Origin of the sequence: Naasia sp. SYSU D00948 (genome assembly GCF_017916515.1) — a bacterium.
Lineage (GTDB): Bacteria > Actinomycetota > Actinomycetes > Actinomycetales > Microbacteriaceae > Naasia.
The window spans coordinates 2,254,526-2,274,411 of sequence record NZ_JAFMTA010000001.1 but is presented as its reverse complement, the minus strand read 5'-3'; the positions used below and the strand labels follow the sequence as shown (position 1 = coordinate 2,274,411).

The 19,886-nt window shown below is 70.6% G+C and carries 19 protein-coding genes and 1 tRNA gene; 3 read left to right on the top strand and 17 right to left on the bottom strand.

Features of this window, described 5'->3' with window-relative positions; all coding sequences use genetic code 11:
- The first annotated feature begins 135 nt into the window (after positions 1–135).
- Entirely contained in the window at positions 136–861 is a 726-nt protein-coding gene (locus tag J3P30_RS10730; RefSeq protein WP_210481011.1) for a hypothetical protein, read from the top strand.
- 369 nt (positions 862–1,230) lie between these two features.
- On the opposite strand, the gene J3P30_RS10725 is transcribed toward J3P30_RS10730, so the two are convergent.
- The 12 genes from J3P30_RS10725 to rplU all read right to left on the bottom strand — a co-directional run bounded on the left by J3P30_RS10725 (position 1,231) and on the right by rplU (position 9,829).
- Positions 1,231–1,306: transfer RNA gene (locus J3P30_RS10725), tRNA-Ala, on the bottom strand.
- Positions 1,307–1,369: 63 nt separating this feature from the next.
- On the bottom strand, positions 1,370–1,675 hold the full coding sequence (locus J3P30_RS10720; RefSeq protein WP_210481010.1) for a zf-TFIIB domain-containing protein: 306 nt from the start codon (positions 1,673–1,675) through the stop codon (positions 1,370–1,372).
- Positions 1,676–1,855: 180 nt separating this feature from the next.
- Positions 1,856–2,236: a ribosome silencing factor gene (gene rsfS / locus J3P30_RS10715; RefSeq protein WP_210481973.1), complete on the bottom strand. Its 381-nt coding sequence runs from the start codon at positions 2,234–2,236 to the stop codon at positions 1,856–1,858.
- Positions 2,236–3,786, bottom strand: a complete 1,551-nt coding sequence (locus J3P30_RS10710) for a hypothetical protein (RefSeq protein ID WP_210481009.1) — start codon at positions 3,784–3,786, stop codon at positions 2,236–2,238. The genes rsfS and J3P30_RS10710 overlap by 1 nt, the downstream gene beginning before the upstream one ends.
- Positions 3,783–4,388 (bottom strand): nicotinate-nucleotide adenylyltransferase, encoded by a 606-nt coding sequence (nadD, locus tag J3P30_RS10705; RefSeq protein WP_307807478.1) that lies wholly within the window; start codon positions 4,386–4,388, stop codon positions 3,783–3,785. Before nadD ends, J3P30_RS10710 begins: the two co-directional genes overlap by 4 nt.
- Before the next feature lie 8 nt (positions 4,389–4,396).
- Positions 4,397–4,621: a hypothetical protein gene (locus J3P30_RS10700; protein ID WP_246852759.1), complete on the bottom strand. Its 225-nt coding sequence runs from the start codon at positions 4,619–4,621 to the stop codon at positions 4,397–4,399.
- Positions 4,622–4,749: 128 nt separating this feature from the next.
- A complete protein-coding gene (locus tag J3P30_RS10695) occupies positions 4,750–5,376 on the bottom strand; it encodes a hypothetical protein (RefSeq protein WP_210481008.1) in 627 nt (208 codons plus the stop codon).
- A gap of 194 nt (positions 5,377–5,570) precedes the next feature.
- On the bottom strand, positions 5,571–6,836 hold the full coding sequence (locus J3P30_RS10690) for a glutamate-5-semialdehyde dehydrogenase (protein WP_210481007.1): 1,266 nt from the start codon (positions 6,834–6,836) through the stop codon (positions 5,571–5,573).
- A gap of 10 nt (positions 6,837–6,846) precedes the next feature.
- A complete protein-coding gene (proB, locus tag J3P30_RS10685) occupies positions 6,847–7,641 on the bottom strand; it encodes a glutamate 5-kinase (RefSeq protein WP_210481006.1) in 795 nt (264 codons plus the stop codon).
- Positions 7,638–9,143: a GTPase ObgE gene (gene obgE, locus J3P30_RS10680; RefSeq protein WP_210481005.1), complete on the bottom strand. Its 1,506-nt coding sequence runs from the start codon at positions 9,141–9,143 to the stop codon at positions 7,638–7,640. The genes proB and obgE overlap by 4 nt, the downstream gene beginning before the upstream one ends.
- A gap of 101 nt (positions 9,144–9,244) precedes the next feature.
- Complete coding sequence (gene rpmA / locus J3P30_RS10675; protein WP_210481004.1) at positions 9,245–9,502, bottom strand: 50S ribosomal protein L27; 258 nt, start codon at positions 9,500–9,502, stop codon at positions 9,245–9,247.
- An 18-nt stretch (positions 9,503–9,520) separates the two neighbouring features.
- Positions 9,521–9,829 carry a 50S ribosomal protein L21 gene (gene rplU, locus J3P30_RS10670; RefSeq protein WP_210481003.1) on the bottom strand — a complete coding sequence of 103 codons (309 nt, stop codon included), beginning with the start codon at positions 9,827–9,829 and terminating at the stop codon, positions 9,521–9,523.
- A gap of 177 nt (positions 9,830–10,006) precedes the next feature.
- On the opposite strand from rplU, the gene J3P30_RS10665 reads away from it, so the two are divergent.
- Positions 10,007–10,270, top strand: a complete 264-nt coding sequence (locus J3P30_RS10665) for a DUF4031 domain-containing protein (protein WP_210481002.1) — start codon at positions 10,007–10,009, stop codon at positions 10,268–10,270.
- Between the two features lie 307 nt (positions 10,271–10,577).
- On the opposite strand, the gene J3P30_RS10660 is transcribed toward J3P30_RS10665, so the two are convergent.
- Complete coding sequence (locus J3P30_RS10660) at positions 10,578–13,013, bottom strand: Rne/Rng family ribonuclease (protein WP_246852758.1); 2,436 nt, start codon at positions 13,011–13,013, stop codon at positions 10,578–10,580.
- Between the two features lie 364 nt (positions 13,014–13,377).
- Here J3P30_RS10660 and J3P30_RS10655 point away from each other — a divergent pair, with 364 nt between their 5' ends.
- Positions 13,378–14,049, top strand: a complete 672-nt coding sequence (locus J3P30_RS10655) for a vitamin K epoxide reductase family protein (protein WP_210481000.1) — start codon at positions 13,378–13,380, stop codon at positions 14,047–14,049.
- Positions 14,050–14,164: 115 nt separating this feature from the next.
- Here J3P30_RS10655 and ndk read toward each other — a convergent pair whose 3' ends face one another.
- The 4 genes from ndk to ileS are packed head-to-tail and all read right to left on the bottom strand — an operon-like array spanning position 14,165 to position 19,803.
- Positions 14,165–14,581 carry a nucleoside-diphosphate kinase gene (gene ndk, locus J3P30_RS10650; RefSeq protein ID WP_210480999.1) on the bottom strand — a complete coding sequence of 139 codons (417 nt, stop codon included), beginning with the start codon at positions 14,579–14,581 and terminating at the stop codon, positions 14,165–14,167.
- An 8-nt stretch (positions 14,582–14,589) separates the two neighbouring features.
- Positions 14,590–14,958 (bottom strand): DUF4233 domain-containing protein, encoded by a 369-nt coding sequence (locus tag J3P30_RS10645; RefSeq protein ID WP_307807477.1) that lies wholly within the window; start codon positions 14,956–14,958, stop codon positions 14,590–14,592.
- Entirely contained in the window at positions 14,958–16,445 is a 1,488-nt protein-coding gene (locus J3P30_RS10640) for a folylpolyglutamate synthase/dihydrofolate synthase family protein (protein ID WP_246852757.1), read from the bottom strand. Before J3P30_RS10640 ends, J3P30_RS10645 begins: the two co-directional genes overlap by 1 nt.
- Positions 16,438–19,803: an isoleucine--tRNA ligase gene (ileS, locus tag J3P30_RS10635; RefSeq protein WP_210480998.1), complete on the bottom strand. Its 3,366-nt coding sequence runs from the start codon at positions 19,801–19,803 to the stop codon at positions 16,438–16,440. The genes J3P30_RS10640 and ileS overlap by 8 nt, the downstream gene beginning before the upstream one ends.
- Positions 19,804–19,886: the final 83 nt, after the last annotated feature.

Sequence of the window (19,886 nt, the reverse complement as noted above, 5' to 3'; positions counted from 1 at the left end):
GCCATACGGAGGAGCCGATGCGCGTCGGCAGGCTTCGATTCTTCAGCGCACGTAAACGGCCGACACCGAAGATGCTCAGCGACGCAAGGGGCGTGTGCCTCTACCGGCCATGTGCCAGGCCGCCACCCTTTTCACATGCTGTTGCTGCTCGTCTCCACTCAAGGGCCCGACCAGGGAATCGGCCTCGGCACGTGGCCGGAATGGATTTCGGCAATCTTCACATCATTTGCGTTTGTAGTCGCAGCCATTTCGTACGCGTTCAGTGTGGGAGTCCGTCGTGAGGCTCAGTCGCGGCTCGTGTACTCGAGAGTCGAGGATGTAACGGTGCATAAGAAGGGCGACAAGTTTTACCTTCTTCAGAACGATGCCCGGAAGGGCGATGCGGCGCCCGGGACCGTCGAGCATGTTGCAGCGGGAAAGCCAGGAGAGCGGGACATGTGCCGCGCGCTCAAGCCCGTCATCCACGTCACCGCCGTAATCCACAACGGCAGTGAGGAACTCATCGGTCCTGCAACAATTCAACTGGTCGACGCCGGGGAAAACCGCATATGGGACGACGTCTCGATCGAAGTGGAGACTATCGATCCGAAGGGCGATTACGTCGTCAATCTCGTACTGCCCAGCGAGTCCTCCTCAGCAATCCCTTCAGTTGAGTCGACAGTCACGTTTCGCGACGCCAGTGGTTACCGGTGGCGTCGCCATCGGTCCGACCCCGTTGAGCGTTTGCGTTCTGCCGCTGGGAAGCAGGGACCGGGCCCACGCCAGCAGTCCAACGACATCCAAGAGAAGTTGAAGCCTCAGGGAGCGATACAGGGGTTGGGCCTACGCTTGCGCCGGTTACTGCGGAAGTGGCGCGGCTAGCCTCCGACCCCTAGTCGGGGGCGCGCTATGAAGACAGCCAGACACCCGCGTCCGGGCGGCTCGAACTGGACCGCCTACGACAGGGTCGCGACGTACTGGGACACCGATTTCGCAGCGAGCGAGGAGGAACGCGCCGGCTTCAGCTGGGCGGCAAGGTCGGCCAACGAGACATAGTTCCCGTGTCCCGTATCCGAACCGCCAACGCCGTCCATACAGCGAAGGTGCGCAGCCGCTTCCGCGACCCGTTCAGATACCTCGAGAAGCCCTGAACTCGCTCGGCGACGATCGCGCGAAGTGTCCAGTAAGTGACGACCCAACATCTCAACTCCCTCATGAGAGAGTGGGGATCTGGGACTTGACCGGGAGTTTTGGTGGACCTGAGGGGACTCGAACCCCTGACCCCCTGCATGCCATGCAGGTGCGCTACCAGCTGCGCCACAGGCCCATCGGCCTCCGAAGAGGCCTCGACGAGTTTACTACACGTCGAGGCCCTCTCCGGACGGAGTCGTCAGTCGAACAGCTCGCTCAGCCAGTTCTCGCGCTTCTTGGGGCGGCCGTAGCCGTGCTGCTGGCGCGGGTCGGCGTAGCCGGTGCCGTAGGGCATGTCGGGATAGGCGCCACCCTGGCCGGGCGGCGGGTAGGCACCGCCGGAGCTCCCCGTGGCGGCGGGGGCAGGGGACGAGCCGGCGCGGTCGATGATCTTGTCGAGCTCGCCCCGGTCGAGCCACACGCCGCGGCACTCCGGGCAGTAGTCGATCTCGACACCGCTGCGCTCGCTCATGATGAGCGTGGCGCCGTCATTCGGGCACTTCATCAGGTCCTCCTGTGGTCGTGTGATCCGACGCTACCGGGACTGCCCTGAGCACGGGCCCAGAGCACCCGATGAGCACGCACTGCGCCGGTCGCACGGACAGGACGCGGTCGGGTACGGGTAGGCGGAAGTCCGCATCACCCGCGCCTGGCATCGCCGGCACAGGACCCGCCGGGGCACGGCCTACTCGCTGGGCCGTGCCACCGGAAGGTTGAGCGGGATCACCGGGCAGTCCTTCCAGAGCCGCTCCAGCGAGTAGTAGAGCCGGTCCTCCTCGTGGAAGACGTGCACCACCACATCGCCGAAGTCCAGCAGCACCCACCGGCCCTCGGAGCGTCCCTCGCGGCGCAGCGGCTTCGCACCGGCGTCGAGGAGCTTGTCCTCGACCGCCTCAGCGATCGCCAGCACGTTGCGCTCTGTCCGTCCGGAGACGAGCAGGAAGGCGTCCGTGAGCGGAAGCCGCCCCGCGACGTCCAGAGCGACCGGATCGAGCGCGGCCTTGTCGTCGGCAGCCTCTGCCGCGAGCTGGACCAGCTCGACCGCTCGTTCGGATGCAGCAGGAATCAGAAAATCCTCAGGACGTAACCGGCGAAGAGCAGACCCACGACCCCCACCGCCATCAGCGCGGCGGTGATCGCAAGCACCGTGGGAAGCATAGCGCCGTGGCGCTTCCGCGGCGCGACCACGCTGCGGGTCGACGTGTGCGTCGCCACGGCACGAGCCGCCCGCACCGGCGAGACCTCGTTGGTCTGGTGCTCCTCCTGGCTGGCCTCGAAGAGGCGGTCGATCTCCGACGAGTCGTAGTGGTCGGAGGGCGCGCCGGTCGAGGACAGGATGCGGGGCAGGTCGAGCGAGCCGGTGATGAAGATCTCGCCGGTGCTGTTGACCGCACTCAGGAGATCCGGCTGCGGGTCCTTCGGCATGATCAGCGCGTTGGTCGAGCCCGACGAGGAGCCGACGTTGCGGCTCAGCATGCTCCCGAAGGGCAGCTCGTCGTCGTCCTTGTACCGGGTCTGCGCGCTCCAGTGGCCGGCGGGCGCGGACGGCGCCTCCTGGCGCTGCGGCTGCGGACCGGTCGCGGGAGTGGGGGCGTCGAAGCCGATGCTCGCCTGAGCGATGAGCGCCTCGAAGCCCTGGAGCCCGTCGACCGGAGCGGCCGGAGCCGACGAGGGCGGCGTGAACGCACCGGGGGCGGCCATCGGCTCGTGCCGCCGCGCGGCCGGGGACTTCGCGGGCGTCGGCAGCGAGAACGTCGCGGCCGGCGTGTCCATGAGGACGGTGTCCTGGCCCGGCTCGTCCGAGGTCAGCGTGACCGGCACCTCGGCCTCGAGGGAGGCGCGGTCCACGGCCGACATCTCGACGGTGGCGGTGTCGGTGTACGCCGAGAAGGCGGTGCCGGCGAGCTCGGCGGCTGCCGGGGCCGGCACGACGGGCGCCGGCGCGGCGGGCGCGACCGGAGCGGCCTGCGGCTCCCAGGCCGGCATCCAGGCGCCCGTCTGGCGGCTGCTGACCGGCGCGAACGACGGCGCCTGTCCCGTCTCGCGGAGAGCGCGGAGCTCGCGCCGCGTCATGGTGTGGTCGAGCGACGCGGAGAGGTCCGTGGCCGGTGCCTCGTCGGCGAGGAGGCGCGGGGCGCCGGTGGCGCCCGAGTAGCCGAGGATCGAGTCGATGCGGGAGGTCGGACGCGTGCGCGTGTCCTCGGCCTCCGGGACCACGGGCTCGGGAGCGAAGCTGCGCCGCTGCGTGCCCAGACCGGAACCGTAGGTCGGCACCGCCGGACGGCGGGCGTCGTACGTCGGCACCTGCGGGCGCCCCGGCGTCGAGTGGCTGAAGGGCTCGACGGGCGACCCCATGTCCGACACGCGGCGGCCGGTCCGGCGCTCAGCCTCGGTGGCCGCCTCCGTCAGCTGCGAGGCCGCACGGCGGGACAGGGTGTCCCAGATGTTGCCCGACGAGTTGAAGTCGACGACGCCCGACGGGTGGACGTTGGAGAGGTCCCCCGTCTCGTTGGCCCGACGCTCGGCGTCGCGCGCCTCCCGGCGGCTCCGGTGCTGCCCGGCCGACGCCGAAGCGGTTCCCGGCCGCTCCCGCTGCTGCTCCTGCCACATAGTCATGTAGCCCCCCGATACAGATCATGTTTGGAGATGTATTGCACGACGCCGTCCGGTACCAGGTACCAGACAGGGTGACCCCTACTCACCCGGCTCCGGCAGTCTGTCGATGAGATCGCCAGCGCCGGAACTTCGAGCCAGCTTACGTCGTGCTCCGGAAGGTCGGAAAGCGACACGGCGTGTCCTGGCCGACTGACCGCGACGAAGTGCGCCAGGTCCCAAAGTCCCTCGACGTCCTTCCAGTCGAAGATCTGCTTGATCGCATCGGCGCCCGTGATGAAGAACAGGTCGCTGTCCGGGCGCTCCCTTCTCAGATCGCGAAGGGTGTCGACCGTGTAGGTGGTCCCGCCTCGCTCGATGTCCACCCGCGACACCGTGAAGCGCGGATTGGAGGCCGTTGCGATGACGGTCATCAGGTAGCGGTGCTCGGCGTTGCTCACGCCGCGCTTCTGCCACGGCTGGAACGTGGGGACGAACACGACCTCGTCCAGCTCGAACGACTGGGCCACCTCGCTCGCGGCCACCAGGTGGCCGTGGTGGATCGGATCGAAGGTGCCGCCCATCACCCCGACGCGTGGACGCCCGGATGCCGGCTCGAAGTGCACGAGCGGTGTCAGCTCCCGCCGTGCGCGGCGCCGTGTCCGGAGCCGTCGCCGCCGGGCCGACCGGACACCTGCGAGTGGCGGTTCGCCACGTCGCGGTAGCTCCACACGACGACCCCGAGGACCAGGAAGACCAGGAGCGCGATGAGACCGAACATGATCGGCGGCATGGGCAGCTCGTAGTGCTGCCTCTCGGCCTCGGCGGCCATCACGACGGCGGCGTGGATCAGCGACATGGACTCTCCTGTACGGTCGGCCGTCCCAGTCTAGCGACGGCCCGGCCGGCGCTCCGGCGAGGGCGGGCCGCCGTGCCGGACCGGCTGGGGCGCTAGGTGCGCCGCCGTCCGGGCCGGCACGAGCGGCCTCACGCGCCGAGCCCCACGGCATCCACCTTGCGGTGGTAGCGCATGCCGGCGAGCCCGCCGAGCACCGCGCCCGCGAGGGCGACGAGCGCCACCACGACGGCGGTGATGATGCCGCCGACGGTGAGAGTGCCCTCGTTGACCGGGATGCGCGGGAAGCTGTTGAGGTTCGCGAGGATGTTGAACTGCGCTCCGGCGACCGCTCCGAGGATCGCGGCGAGGACCGCGATGATCAGCGCCCAGAGCCAGACGGCGAGACCCTGCTTCGCGCCGTTGAACCGAGCCATGCGGCCGGCGACGTAGCCGCCGCAGTAGTACGACACGAAGAGGACGACGACGAGGGCGATCGCCCCCACGATGCTCGCGGTCTGCGCCTGGTCCGGAGGGATGTCCGACGCCTCGTCCACGTTCGCCGCCAGACCCACGGCGGCGCCCCCCGCGGCGACGAGCGCGGTGAGGATCACCGCCATCCCGGTGGCTGTCAGCCAGCCGAAGAAGGCGGAGCCGAACTTCATGCCGCCGAAGCGCTCCTTCTCGCGTTCCATGACGTCCTGCCGGAGGGACGGACCGCGTCCGGCGGGCACGGCGGCGGTGTCGTCGCTTCGCTCGGTGTTCTCGGGTGTGCTCATTGCTGCTGCCCTCCGATCCGGGCGCCGCTGCGGCGCCGTCTCTTGCGGGCAACGGTAGGTCGGGCTCGAAGGTTGAGCCAGTGGTTGACAGTTGCCGGAGCACCGGCGGCGTACGGCCGGAACGCCGGCGTCGACGCCGCCGGAACCTCCCGGGGCCGGCCGGGTGGCTCCCGGCGGATGAGGAGCGCCGCGGATCAGGACCGCGTCTGACCGGCTCCCCGCACGATCCACTTCGTGCTCGTGAGCTCCTGGAGACCCATCGGGCCGCGGGCGTGCAGCTTCTGCGTCGAGATGCCGACCTCGGCTCCGAACCCGAACTCCCCGCCGTCGGTGAACCTCGTGGAGGCGTTCACCATGACGACCGCGGAGTCGACCTCGGCGAGGAATCGCTCGGCGTTCCTCAGGTCGCTCGTGAGGATCGACTCGGTGTGGTGCGTCGAGTGCTTCTCGATGTGCTCGATCGCCGCATCGAGGTCGTCGACGATCGCGACGGACAGGTCCTTGGAGAGGTACTCGGCGTCCCAGTCCTCCTCGGTCGCCGGCACCGCCTCCGGGTACAGCTCCCGCGTGGCCTCGTCCGCGTGCAGCGTCACGCCGGCGGCGCGCAGGCGGTCCAGCACCGGGTTCAGCAGGCGCGGCGCGGCCGCCCGGTGCACGAGCAGCGTCTCGAGGGTGTTGCAGACGCTGACCCGCTGGGTCTTCGAGTTGAGCACCACGTCGACCGCGAGCTGCTCGTCGGCGCTCTCGTCGACGAAGATGTGCACGACCCCGGCCCCCGTCTCGATCACGGGAACGGTCGACTCGGTCACGACCGCCTGGATCAGCTGGGCGCTGCCGCGGGGAATGAGGACGTCGACGTAGTCGCGGGCGCGCATCAGCTCGCGCGCGCCCTCCCGGCCGAACTCGTCGATGGTCTGGACGGCGTCCGCGGGCAACCCGACCGAGGCGAGGGCCTCCTGGAGGATCTCGACCAGCACCCGGTTGGAGTTCTCGGCGGCCGTTCCGCCCCGGAGCACCGCGGCGTTGCCGCTCTTGAGGGCGAGCGCCGCGATGTCGACCGTCACGTTGGGCCGGGCCTCGTAGATCGCGCCGACGACGCCGAAGGGCACCCGGACCTGGGTGACCTGCAGACCGTTCGGCAGGACGCTTCCGCGGACGGCCTGGCCGACGGGATCGGTGAGGGCCGCGACCTCGAGCACGGCGTCGGCGAGAGCGCCGATCCGCTTCTCGTCGAGGCGGAGCCGGTCGGTCAGCGCCGCGGAGAGGCCGTTCCGCTCCCCCGCCTCGAGGTCGAGCCGGTTGGCCGCGAGGATGCGGTCGGTCCCGGCGACCAGGGCGGACGCGATCGCCTCCAGGCCGCGGTTCTTGATCTCGGTCCGCTGGGTCGCGAGCTCACGCGAGGCGCGCTTCGCGGCGGCGAACCGGTCGATCAGGCCGAGGGAGGTGGAGGGTGCGGACATGACGGGCATTCTAGAGCGCGGGCGTCCGGACGAGCGGGTCGAACCAGGTGCCGACCTCCTCGCCGCGGAGCGCCGCCGAGACGCTCCGGGTGGCGGTCAGCAGGACGCCGGCCCCGGCGTCCGCGGCATGGCGGGCCGCCGCGACCTTGGTGGTCGCCCCGCCCGTGCCGATGCCGGTGCCCACCGAGCCCACGACGACCCCCTCGAGCGGATCGCCGTAGGGCACGTGCTCGATCCGCACGGCGCCCGGCTCCTGGGGAGGACGGGTGTAGAGGGCGTCGACGTCGCTCAGCAGCACGAGCAGGTCGGCGCGCACGAGCGCCGCCACGAGCGAGGCCAGCCGGTCGTTGTCGCCGAAGCGGATCTCGTGGGTCGCCACGGTGTCGTTCTCATTGACGATCGGCAGGATGCGCAGCTCGAGCATCTTCTCGAACGCGCGCTCGGCGTTCTTCCGCGGCGTCGGGTTCTCCAGGTCCCCGGCCGTGAGAAGCACCTGGCCGCCGATGATGTCGTACCGGTGCAGCAGCTCCTGATAGCGGTTGATGAGCATGTTCTGGCCGACGGCGGCGGCCGCCTGCTGCGTGGCGAGGTCGACGGGCCGGGAGTCGAGCCCGAGGTAGGGCATCCCGGTGGCGATGGCACCCGAGGAGACGAGGAGGACATCGGCCCCGCGTGCGTGGGCCTCGGCGAGGGCGTCGACGAGCGGCTCGATCTGGTGGGCGTTGCGGCCGCTGATCGACGCCGACCCCACCTTCACCACGATCCGCCGCGCGTCGAGGATCTCGCTCCGGCTGGCCGTCGTCACTCTGTCTCGTCCTCCGTCCACAGTCCGGCCTCGCGCTCCCGCTGGAGCTCGGCACGGGCCTCCGCCTTGGCGTCCATCCGCTCGAAGTACTGCTCGCGGCGCTCGCCGCGCGTCGGCCGGGAGCTCCGGTCGATGCGGGCGTCGGTGCCGCGCGGGCTCGTGATCAGCTCGGCGGCCGACGAGAGGGCGGGCTCCCAGTCGAAGACCACGCCGTTGTCGCCGCCGATGACGACCGTCGAGCCGGGAACGGCGCCCTTGGCGAACAGCTCGTCCTCGACGCCGAGCTTCGCGAGCCGGTCGGCGAGGAAGCCGATGGCCTCGTCGTTCGTGAAGTCCGTCTGCGCCACCCAGCGCTCGGGCTTCGCTCCGCGGATGCGGTACAGCGTCCCCTCGGAGCGCCCCTCGGCGGTGACGGTGTACTCGGCCTCGTCCACCGCCTTCGGCCGCAGCACGATGCGCGGCTTCGCGGGCTCCTCCTGCGACCGGGCCTGCTCCACGAGCCCGGCCAGGGCGAAGGACAGCTCGCGCAGTCCCGCGTGGCTGACCGTCGAGATCTCGAACACGCGGTAGCCGCGGGCCTCGAGGTCGGGCCGGACGAGGTCGGCCAGCTCCTTCGCCTCCGGGACGTCGACCTTGTTGAGCGCGACGAGCTGCGGTCGCTCCAGGAGCGGGATCTGGCCCTCGGGCACGGGATACGCGGCGAGCTCGCGGAGGATCACGTCGAGGTCGCTGATCGGGTCGCGGCCGGGCTCGAGCGTCGCGCAGTCGAGCACGTGCAGCAGGGCGCTGCACCGCTCGACGTGCCGCAGGAACTCCAGGCCGAGCCCGCGTCCCTCGCTCGCGCCCTCGATGAGCCCGGGCACGTCGGCGATCGTGTAGCGGGTGGAGCCCGCCTCCACGACGCCGAGGTTCGGCTGCAGGGTCGTGAAGGGGTAGTCCGCGATCTTCGGCCGAGCCGCGGACAGCGCGGCGACGAGGCTCGACTTGCCGGCCGACGGGAAGCCCACGAGCGCGACGTCGGCGACCGTCTTGAGCTCGAGGCGAATGTCGCCCTCCCAGCCCGGCGTGCCGAGCAGCGCGAAGCCGGGCGCCTTCCGCTTGGGGGTCGCGAGCGCGGCGTTGCCGAGTCCGCCCTGGCCGCCGGGCGCGACGACGAAGCGCATCCCGGGCTGGTCGAGGTCCACGAGCTGGTTGCCCTCGGCGTCCTTGACGACGGTGCCGACCGGCACGGGCAGCTCCAGCGGCGCCGCGCTGGCGCCGTGCCGGTGGTCGCCCATCCCGGGCTGCCCGTTCTCGGAGGAGCGGTGCGGACCGCGGTGGTAGGCGAGGAGCGTGGTGACCTGAGGGTCCGCGACGAGCACGATGTCCCCGCCGTTGCCGCCGTTGCCGCCGTCCGGGCCGGCGAGCGGCTTGAACTTCTCCCGGCGCACCGAGACGCAGCCGTTGCCGCCGTGACCGGCGTGCAGGTGCAGCGTCACCTCATCGACGAAGGTCGCGACCACGTGGTCCTCCTGGTGCTCTCAGCGGGTGGGCAGGGACGATGGCGGGCAGAAAGAGAAATGGGCGGGCCCAGGGCCCGCCCAAACTCTGATCGTGCAGCTGCCTACTCGGCGGCCGCCACGATGTTGACGACCTTGCGGCCGCCCTTCTGGCCGAACTCGACAGCGCCGGCGGCGAGGGCGAACAGGGTGTCGTCGCCGCCACGGCCGACGTTCGCGCCGGGGTGGAAGTGGGTGCCGCGCTGCCGGACGAGGATCTCGCCGGCGCTCACGACCTGGCCGCCGAAGCGCTTGACGCCGAGGCGCTGCGCGTTCGAGTCACGACCGTTGCGAGTGGAGCTCGCGCCCTTCTTGTGTGCCATGTCGGATGCCTCTCAGCCCTACTTGATGCCGGTGATCTTGACCCGCGTGAGCTCCTGGCGGTGGCCCTGGCGCTTCTTGTAGCCGGTCTTGTTCTTGAACTTCTGAATGATGATCTTCTTGCCGCGCAGGTCGCCCAGCACCTCGGCGGTGACGGTGACCTTCGCGAGCGCCGAAGCGTCGGACGTGACGGTGTTCCCGTCGACGAGAAGCACCGGTGCGAGGGTCACGTTGCCCTGCTCGTCCGCCTTGATGCGGTCGAGCGTGACGATCGAGCCGACCTCGACCTTCTCCTGACGCCCGCCGGCGCGCACAACTGCGTAAACCACGTTCCAGCCAATCTGTGATGATGTCCCGCGGGGCCGCCGCGGCGAAGACTCGGTGCGGGCACGGCCGCGCACACCGACGATCTAGACTACCCGATCCCGAGGGCCCCGGCAATCACGTCGCCCGCCGGCACTTCCCGCCGGCCGATGCCGCGGAACGCCCGCTCCTACAATTCTGCCATGGCGGTGCTCATCGACCGGGCGATGTGGCCCGCTCACGGGACTGTCTGGGCGCACCTCGTCAGCGACACGTCCCTGGAGGAGCTGCACGAGTTCGCGAGGCTCAACGAGGTCCCCCGCCGCAGCTTCGACCGCGACCACTACGACGTCCCCGAGCACCGGGTCGCGGACCTCATCGCGGCGGGCGCCGAGCCGGTCTCCGGCGGCGAGCTGGTGCGCCGCCTGACGGCGAGCGGCCTCCGGGTGCGCGCGAAGGACCGCTGAGCGCTCCGCTCCCCCGCCTCGTCCGGGCACCCGGTTCTGCGTATCCGGGTCCCGCCGAGATGCCACTTGGTGTCCCCAATACTCACGGATGGGGACACCAACTGGCACTTCGAGGACCCTCGTCTCGCGCTCAACAGGCAGGAACGCCGTCAACAGCCGGACACGGCGACGCGCGGCCTGGCGGAGGCGATTCCGCCTGTCGAACGCACGCCGCTCGAAACCCGCCGAGATGCCAGTTGGTGTCCCCATTCCTCGCGGATGAGGACACCAAGTGGCATTTCGAGAGTCCTTCGGGACGCGTGTCCCGCTAGTGGTCGTCGGCGCCGTGGCGCGCGCCCGGCGTGAGCGCCGGTGTCGACACGCGCCGGCTGCGAGAGCGGCCCTGGCCCGGCTTCTTCGGCTCGGGGAGCGCGTCGAGCACCGCGCCGAGGAGCGACTCGGCGTCCGGAGCAATCTCCCGCGACTTCGGCGCCGGCACGACCTCCGGCAGCGGCAGCTCGATGATCGGCTCGGCGGCGGCCACCGGGGCCGCGGCCGCTGCCGGCTCCACCGCCGGGGCAGCCGGGTGCTCGTGGTGGTGGTCCTTGTGCAATGTGCTCGCCGCGATCAGGGCGAGCGCGTTGCGCGCGTCGTCCGTGATGCCGTGGGTGCTCCCGGCCGCGGGCCGGACGGTCGGCGCGGGAGGCGTCTTGCCCCGGCGCCGCGGCTCCTGCTTGGACTCGACGGGACGCGGCGGAGCATCCACCATCGACTCGGCGAGGCCGAGCCCCAGCTTCTTGCGGGTCATCTGGACGAGGCCGAGGGAGGTGACCTCGGCGACCTGGTGCTTGGTGCGGTCCCGGCTCAGGCACTCGACGAGGCGCCGCAGGACGAGGTCGCGGTTGGTCTCGAGCACCATGTCGATGAAGTCGATGACGATGATGCCGCCGACGTCCCGCAGCCGCAGCTGGCGGACGATCTCCTCCGCCGCCTCGAGGTTGTTCTTGGTGACCGTCTCCTCGAGGTTGCCGCCGGAGCCGACGAACTTGCCCGTGTTGACGTCGATGACCGTCATGGCCTCGGTCCGGTCGATGACGAGGGACCCGCCGGAGGGCAGCCAGACCTTCCGCTCGAGCGCCTTGTCGATCTGCTCCTGGATGCGGAAGTCGGTGAACACGTCCCCGCCGCCGCTGTAGCGCTCGACGCGGTCGAGCAGGTCGGGCGCGACCGATGCGAGGTAGTTCTCGATCGTGGTCTGGGCGTCCTCGCCGGCGATGACGAGCCGCGAGAAGTCCTCGTTGAAGACGTCGCGGATGATCTTGACGAGCAGGTCCGGCTCGCTGTGCAGCAGGGCGGGAGCCTGCACCTTCTCGACCTGCGAGCTGATGTGCTGCCACTGCGCGGTGAGCCGGTTGACGTCGACGGTCAGCTGCTCCTCGGTCGCGCCCTCGGCGGCGGTGCGCACGATGACGCCCACGCCCTCGGGGAGGACCTCCTTGAGGATGCGCTTCAGCCGGGCACGCTCGGTGTCGGGGAGCTTCCGCGAGATGCCGTTCATCGAGCCGTTCGGCACGTACACGAGGTACCGGCCGGGCAGCGAGATCTGGCTCGTGAGCCGCGCGCCCTTGTGGCCGACCGGATCCTTCGTCACCTGGACGAGCACCTTGTCACCGGCCTTGAGCGCGAGCTCGATGCGGCGCGGCTGGTTCTTCTCGCCGTTCTCCGCCGCGGCGTCCCAGTCGACCTCGCCCGAGTAGAGGACGGCGTTCCGTCCCCGTCCGATGTCGACGAACGCGGCCTCCATGCTCGGCAGCACGTTCTGCACGCGGCCGAGGTAGACGTTGCCGATGAGCGACTGGTTCTGCGCCTTCGCGACGTAGTGCTCGGCGAGGACGCCGTCCTCGAGGACGCCGATCTCGATCCGGCCCGATGCGCTGCGGACCACCATGACGCGCTCGACGGACTCGCGGCGGGCGAGGAACTCGGCCTCCGTCACGACGGCGCGACGACGGCCGGCATCGCGGCCGTCACGACGGCGCTGCTTCTTCGCCTCCAGGCGGGTCGAGCCCTTCACCTTCTGCGGCTCGGTGATCTCCTCGACCACCCGGCGGCGGGGGCGGGGCGCCTCCTCCTCGCGCTGCTCGGCGCGCTCCTCGGCGGCGCCGTTGGCGACCGCTCCGTTCGCTCCGGAGCGCCGGCGGTTGCGACGGCGCGTCGACGGCTGCGCCGTCTCCGCCTCGGGCTCGGCCTCGACCGGGTCCTCGTCGCGGGCCGGCGCGATCACGGGCGGCGCCTGGAAGAAGAGGAGCGTCGTCGGACCGGTCGGCCGGAGCGGCAGCTCGACCTGCGGCTGCTCGTCGTCCTGCGTCGCGGCCTCGGCACCGCTCGTCGCCTGCTCGTCGCGGGTCGCGTCGGCGGTGGTCGCCTGCTCGTCGCCCGCATCCGCGGACTCCTGAGGGGCGGACCGGTCGGTGACGCTCTGCCCGTCAGCGGCCGGCGCCTGGTCGTCCTCGCTCGAGGCGGCGTCGGCACCGCTTCCCGGCTGGTCGCCGGCGGAGGCATCGACCGCCGCGTCCTCGCCTGCCGCCTCGATGTCGCCGACCGCGCCCCCGGCGCTCTCGACGGTTGCGCCCGATTCCGGCGCGCTCACGTCACCGGGCGCGCCCGCAGCGGGGTCTACCCCGGCTCCGCCGAGCAGATCGGGGATCTGCTCCGGCTCCACCACGGGGACGGAGCCGAGACCGGTGGATGCCCGACGCGGCATGAACGTCCGCCGACGGCGTGTAGGCGTCTCTTTCGTCGGATCGGACTGGTTGTCGTTCTTCTCTTCCACCATCGCTGGTGCACTCCTCGCGGGTGCGACGTCCGCGCCGCCACATCCCGTGCTTCGCGGTGGGCCCTGCCCACCTCACAAATCTTCTCCCGAGCTGTTCGCTCGCGGGCGTCGCGGGACGCCCAGCGGATCCGTGATCCGCGCCCCGGGCAGCGCCTCGGCGCACCGGGGAAAGTCGTTCGCCCTGCGCGCGGCGCAGGTCTGAGATCGATTATCGCATGCGGCGCCCCGAGGCAGGCGGAAGCAGGGCGCTGCGCGGTCTTCGGCGGAGGATTCCCGTGCGAGAATGCCTCGCATGACGGCGCAGACACCGGCGCGGGAGCGCCCGGCGGAGCCCGGTGAGGCGGAGGCACGAGGCGCCGAGGCCCGACTTGTCCCGGTGCGCGGGCCGGTCGCCATCGCCATCCTGTTCATCGTGACCGGCCTGGTCGGCCTCTACGGCTCGTTCCAGCTGACCATCGAGCGCTTCGCGCTGATCACGAATCCCGACGTCCCGCTCAGCTGCGACATCAACCCGTTCGTGTCCTGCGGACCGGTCATCCAGAGTTGGCAGGGCTCCCTGTTCGGCTTCCCGAATCCGATGATCGGGATGATGGCCTTCGTCGCGCCGGTCGCGGTCGGGGTCGCCATGCTGGCGGGCGCCCGGTTCGCCCGGTGGTTCTGGATCCTGTTCAACCTCGGACTGCTGGCCGCGGTCGTGTTCATCCACTGGCTGATGACGCAGACGGTGTTCGTGATCGGGACGCTCTGCCCGTACTGCATGCTCGTCTGGCTGGCCACCATCCCGCTGTTCTGGTACGGGACGGTGTACAACCTGGGGCACAACCTGGGCCTGCCCGAGGGCGCCGCCTCGCTGTTCCGGCAGGCGCTGAAGTGGACCTGGCTGCTCGTCCTGCTGAACTACCTCGTGATCGTCGCGATCATCCTGGTCAACTTCCCGCTGCTGCCGACGGTCCTCTTCGGCTGACCGTCTCGAGCCGGGCGTCCCGCGGTCGGGAGGGTCTCCCTCACAGCCGAGATGCCACCTGATGTCCCCATTCCTCGCGGATGGGAGCACCACGTGGCATCTCGACGGATGAAGGTCAGCCGAACCAGAGGGCGAGCTCGCGCTCCGCGGACTCGCGGGAGTCGCTGCCGTGCACGAGGTTCTGCTGTACCTTGAGGCCCCAGTCGCGGCCGAGGTCGCCGCGGATCGTGCCGGGCGCGGCGGTCGTCGGGTCGGTGGCGCCGGCGAGCGAGCGGAAGCCCTCGATGACCCGGTTGCCCGCGATGCGGATCGCGACGATCGGGCCCGACTCCATGAACTCGACGAGGGGCTCGTAGAACGGCTTGCCCTCGTGCTCGGCGTAGTGCTGCGCGAGGAGTTCGCGGTCGGCGTCGACGAGCTTGATGTCGACGAGCGAGTACCCCTTGGCCTCGATCCGGCGGAGGATCTCCCCCGTCAGGTTGCGGGCCACCCCGTCCGGCTTGACGAGCACCAGGGTCTCTTCCACGTCCACGCTTCCTCCTACTCCGCGGCGGCGTTCCGCCGGTCGATCCGTCCGCCCACAATCATGCAGTACGCCCACAGGGCGACGAACAGCGCTCCCACGATGTAGAGCTCGGGCAGCAGGAGCCCGCTGAGCAGCAGGACCGCCTGCACGAGGGACCCGAGGACGACGCCGATCGTGCTGTCCAGTGTGCGGATCGCCGCCACCGAGAGCGCGACGAGCCCCAGTCCCGCGCCGATCGCGACGCCCGCCGGCAGCGCGTTCAGGCCCCAGGCGACGAGCGCTCCGAGGAACACGACGACGATCTCGAGGCCGAGCACGATGGTGCCGAGGCTCTCGCGGACGCCGCGCGGCCCGCGAGGGCGACGCGCCCGCTCCCGGGCCACTACGGCTTCCAGTTCTCGTCGGCGGCGATCTCGAGGACCCGGCCGACCAGGGTGATGGAGCCGAAGACGACGACCGCGCCGTTCTCCTGCTCGGACGCCTGGTCGCGCGCCGCGTCGATCGCGGCTCCGACCGAGGGCTCGACGCGCACGCGGTCGGCGCCGGCCACCTTCACCGCGATCGCGGCGAGGTCGTCCGCGTCGAGGGCGCGCTCGGAGGGTGCTGTGGTGACCACGAACTCGTCGACGACCGGCTCCAGTGCGCGCAGCATCCCCTCGGCGTCCTTGTCCTCCAGCGTCCCGACGACGGCGACCACAGGCGAGAACGAGAAGTACGTGCTGAGCGCGGCGGCGAGCGACTGTGCGCCGTGCGGGTTGTGCGCGGCGTCCACGAGCACCGACGGCTCCACGCCGACGAGCTGCAGCCGCCCGGGGGACGTGGCGGAGCCGAGTCCCTCCGCGACGAGATCGGGTTCCAGCCTGCTCGTGCCGCCACCCAGGAAGGACTCGACCGCAGCCACCGCGAGCGCCGCGTTGTGCGCCTGGTGCTCCCCGTAGAGGGGCAGGAACACCTCGCGGTACTCCCCCGCCCGGCCGCGGATCGTGACGAGCTGCCCGCCGACGCCCGGCGCGGTGCTCACCGAGAATCCGGGCCCCTCGACGGTCAGGCTCGACTCGGTGAGCTCGGCGGCACGACCGAGCTCGCCGACGACCTCGGGCACCTGGGCCGCGCTCACGACCTGGGACAGCGGCTTGATGATGCCGGACTTGGTCCGGGCGATCTCCTCGACGGTGTTTCCGAGCCGGCTCTGGTGGTCGAGCGCGATCGGTGTGAAGACCGCCACCTGGCTCTCGACCACGTTGGTCGCGTCCCACTCGCCGCCCATGCCGACCTCGACGACGGCGACGTCGACGGGAGCGTCGGCGAACGCGGCGAAGGCGAGGATCACGATCGCCTCGAAGAAGGTGAGCCGCGGCTCGCCCTCCTTCTCGAGCGCGTCGTCCACCATGCGCAGGTAGGGCTGGATGTCGTTCCAGTTCGCGACGAGCCGCTCGTCGGAGATCGGCTCCCCGTCGATGAGGATGCGCTCGTTGAAGCGGACGAGGTGCGGACTCGTGAGGAGCCCCGTGCGGAGGCCGTGCGCTCGCAGCAGGCTCTCGATCATCCGGCTCGTGCTGGTCTTGCCGTTCGTGCCCGTGACGTGGATGACCGCATGCGCGCGATGCGGATCGCCGAGCAGCTCGACGGCCCGGCGGACCGGCTCGAGACGCGGCTGGGGGCTGCCCTCACCGAGCCGCTCGAGCAGCTCCTCGTAGACCCGATCGGCCTCCTCGCGGTCCTCCTCCGTCGCCTCGGGTCCGAACTCCGGGGTGTCGGGGCCGAGCTCCAGGCCCTCCGGTCCGAACGAGGGCTCGTCCTCGCCGAACGCCTGCTCGTCGGGGTCCGACATCGGGTCGCGCTCCGGCATCGACTCGTCCCGCTCAGACATTGCTCACCATCCGTCCCGCCTTGCGCAGCTCGAACCGGCCGCCGTCCGCGGCGCCCCAGCTGCCGGCCTTGAGGTGCGTCAGGTGCCCGTCGGCCCAGGTCATGACGCGATCGTTGGACCCGGATCCGGCCGGCGCGAACTCGATGCTCAGCGCCAGGGTCTCGGAGCGGACCAGGTCGCTGAAGGACTCGAGCACCTCGCCCAGGTCCCCGTCGCCCTCGAAGCGCAGCTCGATCCGGTCCGACACGTCGAGACCCGCCGCCCGGCGCGCCTGCTGGATGTCGCGGATGAGGTCACGGGCGTGGCCCTCCGCCTCGAGCTCCGGCGTCAGGGCCGTGTCGAGGAGCAGGAATCCGCCGCCCGGCAGCAGGGCGATGGCGGACTCGGAGTCGCCCGCGATCTCGAGCGCGAGGTCGTACTCGCCGGGCAGCAGCTCGACGTCCCCGGCCGTCACGGTGTCGCCCTCGCGGCTCCAGTCCCCGCTCTTGGCCGCCTTGATTACCCGCTGGACGTCCTTGCCGATGCGCGGCCCGAGGGCGCGCGCGTTGACCGTCAGGCGCGTGGTGATCCCGAACGCCTCGGCGCTCGTGGCAGCGAGGTCGGTCAGCGTGATCGACTTGAGGTTGAGCTCGTCGCGGAGGATGGCCTCGAACGGGCGCAGCCGATCCGCGTCCGCGGTGACGACGGTCAGTCCCGCGAGCGGGAGACGCACCCGGAGCCCCGCCTGCTTGCGCAGCGCGAGAGCCGCCGAGGTGATCGACCGGATCCGGTCCATGTCGCGGACGAGGACCTCGTCGGCCGGGAACGTGACGGCGTCCGGCCAGTCCGTCAGGTGGACGCTCCGCTCCCCTGTCAGGCCCCGCCACACCTTCTCGGCGGTGAGCGGGAGCAGCGGCGCGGTGAGCCGGGCGAGCGTCTCGAGCACCGTGTAGAGGGTGTCGAAGGCGTCCCGGTCGCCCTCCCAGAACCGGTCCCGGCTGCGCCGCACGTACCAGTTGGTCAGGACGTCGGCGAACTCGCGGAGGTTCTGCGCGGCGTTGCTCGCGTCGAGGGCGTCGAGCTCGGCCGTGACCGTCTCGACGAGGTCCCGCAGCTTCGCGAGCACGTAGCGGTCGAGGACGTCGGCCGAGTCGGTGCGGATGCGCGCCTCGTACCCCTCGCCATCCGGTCCGCCCGCCGCGTTCGCGTAGAGGGTGAAGAAGTAGTACGTGCTCCAGAGCGGCAGCAGCAGCTGGCGCACGCCCTCGCGGATGCCCTCCTCGGTGACGATCAGGTTGCCGCCCCGCAGGACCGGGCTCGACATGAGGAACCAGCGCATGGCGTCCGAGCCGTCGCGCGCGAAGACCTCGGACACGTCGGGGTAGTTGCGCAGGCTCTTGGACATCTTCTGGCCGTCGTTGCCGAGCACGATGCCGTGGCTCACGACGTTCTTGAAGGCCGGCCGATCGAACAGCGCGGTCGAGAGGGTGTGCAGCGTGTAGAACCAGCCGCGCGTCTGACCGATGTACTCGACGATGAAGTCCGCGGGGCTGTGGGTGTCGAACCAGTCCGCGTTCTCGAACGGGTAGTGCACCTGCGCGAACGGCATGGACCCGGAGTCGAACCAGACGTCGAGGACGTCCGGGATGCGGCGCATGGTGCTCCGGCCCGTCGGGTCGTCGGGGTTCGGCCGGGTCAGCTCGTCGATGAACGGGCGGTGCAGGTCGGTGGGCCGGACGCCGAAGTCGCGCTCGATCTCGTCGAGGGAGCCGTAGACGTCGACGCGCGGGTACTCGGGGTCGTCGCTCTTCCACACCGGGATCGGGCTGCCCCAGTACCGGTTGCGGGAGATCGACCAGTCGCGGGCGCCCGACAGCCACTTGCCGAACTGGCCGTCCTTGACGTTCTCCGGCACCCAGGTGATCTGCTGGTTGAGCTGCTCCATCCGCTCGCGGAACTCCGTCACGCGGACGAACCAGCTCGACACGGCCTTGTAGATGAGCGGCTTCCGGCAGCGCCAGCAGTGCGGGTACGGGTGCTCGTAGCTCGCCTGGCGCAGCAGCCGGCCGCGGGCCTTGAGGTCACGGGTGATCGGCTTGTTCGCCTCGAACACCTGCATGCCGGCGATCTCGCCGAACATCGGAAGGAACCGGGCGCCGTCGTCGACGGACATGATCGTCGGGATGCCCGCGGCCGTGCAGACGACCTGGTCGTCCTCGCCGTACGCGGGTGCCTGGTGGACGATGCCCGTGCCCTCGCTCGTCGTCACGTAGTCGGCGACGAGGATGCGCCAGGCGTTCTGCATCCCCCACTTCTCGACGTCGGCGTACCAGTCCCAGATGGGGTCGTAGTCGATGCCCTCGAGCTCGCGGCCGAGGAAGGTCCGCTCGATCGCGGCCTCCGCCTCCTCCGGGGTGTCGTAGCCGAGGTCCTTCGCGTAGTTGCGCACGAGCGCCCTCGCGAGGAGGTAGTCCGCGCCGAGGACCTCACGGTCGAGCGGCGGGTACTCGCCGATGTCGTTGGGGAGCCCGTCGGGCGCCTGCGAGTCCGGAGTCCCGTTGGGACCGGCGCGCAGGACCGCGTACTCGATGTCCGGTCCGACCGCGAGTGCGGCGTTCGTCGGCAGCGTCCAGGGCGTCGTCGTCCAGGCGAGGGCGCGCGTGCCGGTGAGGCCCATGCTCTCGGCCTTGGTGCCGACGAGCGGGAACGTGACGGTCACCGTCTGGTCCTGCCGCTGCTGGTAGACGTCGTCGTCCATCCGCAGCTCGTGGTTCGACAGGGGCGTCTCGTCGTTCCAGCAGTACGGGAGCACCCGGAAGCCCTCGTAGGCGAGGCCCTTGTCGTAGAGCTGTCTGAACGCCCACAGCACGCTCTCCATGAACGTGATGTCGAGCGTCTTGTAGTCGTTCTCGAAGTCGACCCAGCGGGCGGAGCGGGTGACGTACTCCTCCCACTCCTGCGTGTAGCGCAGCACCGATGCCCGGGCCTCGGCGTTGAACGCCTCGACGCCCATCGCCTCGATCTCGTCCTTGCGAGTGATGCCGAGCTGGCGCATCGCCTCGAGCTCCGCGGGCAGCCCGTGGGTGTCCCATCCGAACCGGCGGTGCACCTGCTTGCCGCGCATCGTCTGGTAGCGAGGGAACACGTCCTTGGCGTACCCGGTCAGCAGGTGGCCGTAGTGCGGCAGGCCGTTCGCGAACGGAGGCCCGTCGTAGAACACCCACTCGGGCGCGCCCTGGCGGCGGTCGATGGAGGCCTGGAAGGTGCCGTCCTGCGCCCAGTAGGCGAGGATCTCCTCCTCGATGTCAGGGAAGCGGGGCGACGGGGCGATGCCGAACGCGGCACCCGTGTGCTCGGCCGGCCGGTCCTTGGGGTACATCTGGCGATCTCCTGTGCTTCGAAGCTGTGCTCTTGCACGAGGACGCCTTGCGACGCGGTACCACCTCGCTTGACCCGGCGCCT

Coding starts and splice junctions, on each gene's coding strand:
- J3P30_RS10730 (WP_210481011.1), top strand. CDS start 136: ATGCTGTTGCTGCTCGTCTCCACTCAAGGGCCCGACCAGGGAATCGGC.
- J3P30_RS10720 (WP_210481010.1), bottom strand. CDS start 1,675: ATGAAGTGCCCGAATGACGGCGCCACGCTCATCATGAGCGAGCGCAGC.
- J3P30_RS10710 (WP_210481009.1), bottom strand. CDS start 3,786: ATGACTATGTGGCAGGAGCAGCAGCGGGAGCGGCCGGGAACCGCTTCG.
- J3P30_RS10700 (WP_246852759.1), bottom strand. CDS start 4,621: ATGTCGCTGATCCACGCCGCCGTCGTGATGGCCGCCGAGGCCGAGAGG.
- J3P30_RS10695 (WP_210481008.1), bottom strand. CDS start 5,376: ATGAGCACACCCGAGAACACCGAGCGAAGCGACGACACCGCCGCCGTG.
- J3P30_RS10690 (WP_210481007.1), bottom strand. CDS start 6,836: ATGTCCGCACCCTCCACCTCCCTCGGCCTGATCGACCGGTTCGCCGCC.
- rpmA (WP_210481004.1), bottom strand. CDS start 9,502: ATGGCACACAAGAAGGGCGCGAGCTCCACTCGCAACGGTCGTGACTCG.
- J3P30_RS10665 (WP_210481002.1), top strand. CDS start 10,007: ATGGCGGTGCTCATCGACCGGGCGATGTGGCCCGCTCACGGGACTGTC.
- J3P30_RS10660 (WP_246852758.1), bottom strand. CDS start 13,013: ATGCCGCGTCGGGCATCCACCGGTCTCGGCTCCGTCCCCGTGGTGGAG.
- J3P30_RS10655 (WP_210481000.1), top strand. CDS start 13,378: ATGACGGCGCAGACACCGGCGCGGGAGCGCCCGGCGGAGCCCGGTGAG.
- J3P30_RS10640 (WP_246852757.1), bottom strand. CDS start 16,445: ATGTCTGAGCGGGACGAGTCGATGCCGGAGCGCGACCCGATGTCGGAC.
- ileS (WP_210480998.1), bottom strand. CDS start 19,803: ATGTACCCCAAGGACCGGCCGGCCGAGCACACGGGTGCCGCGTTCGGC.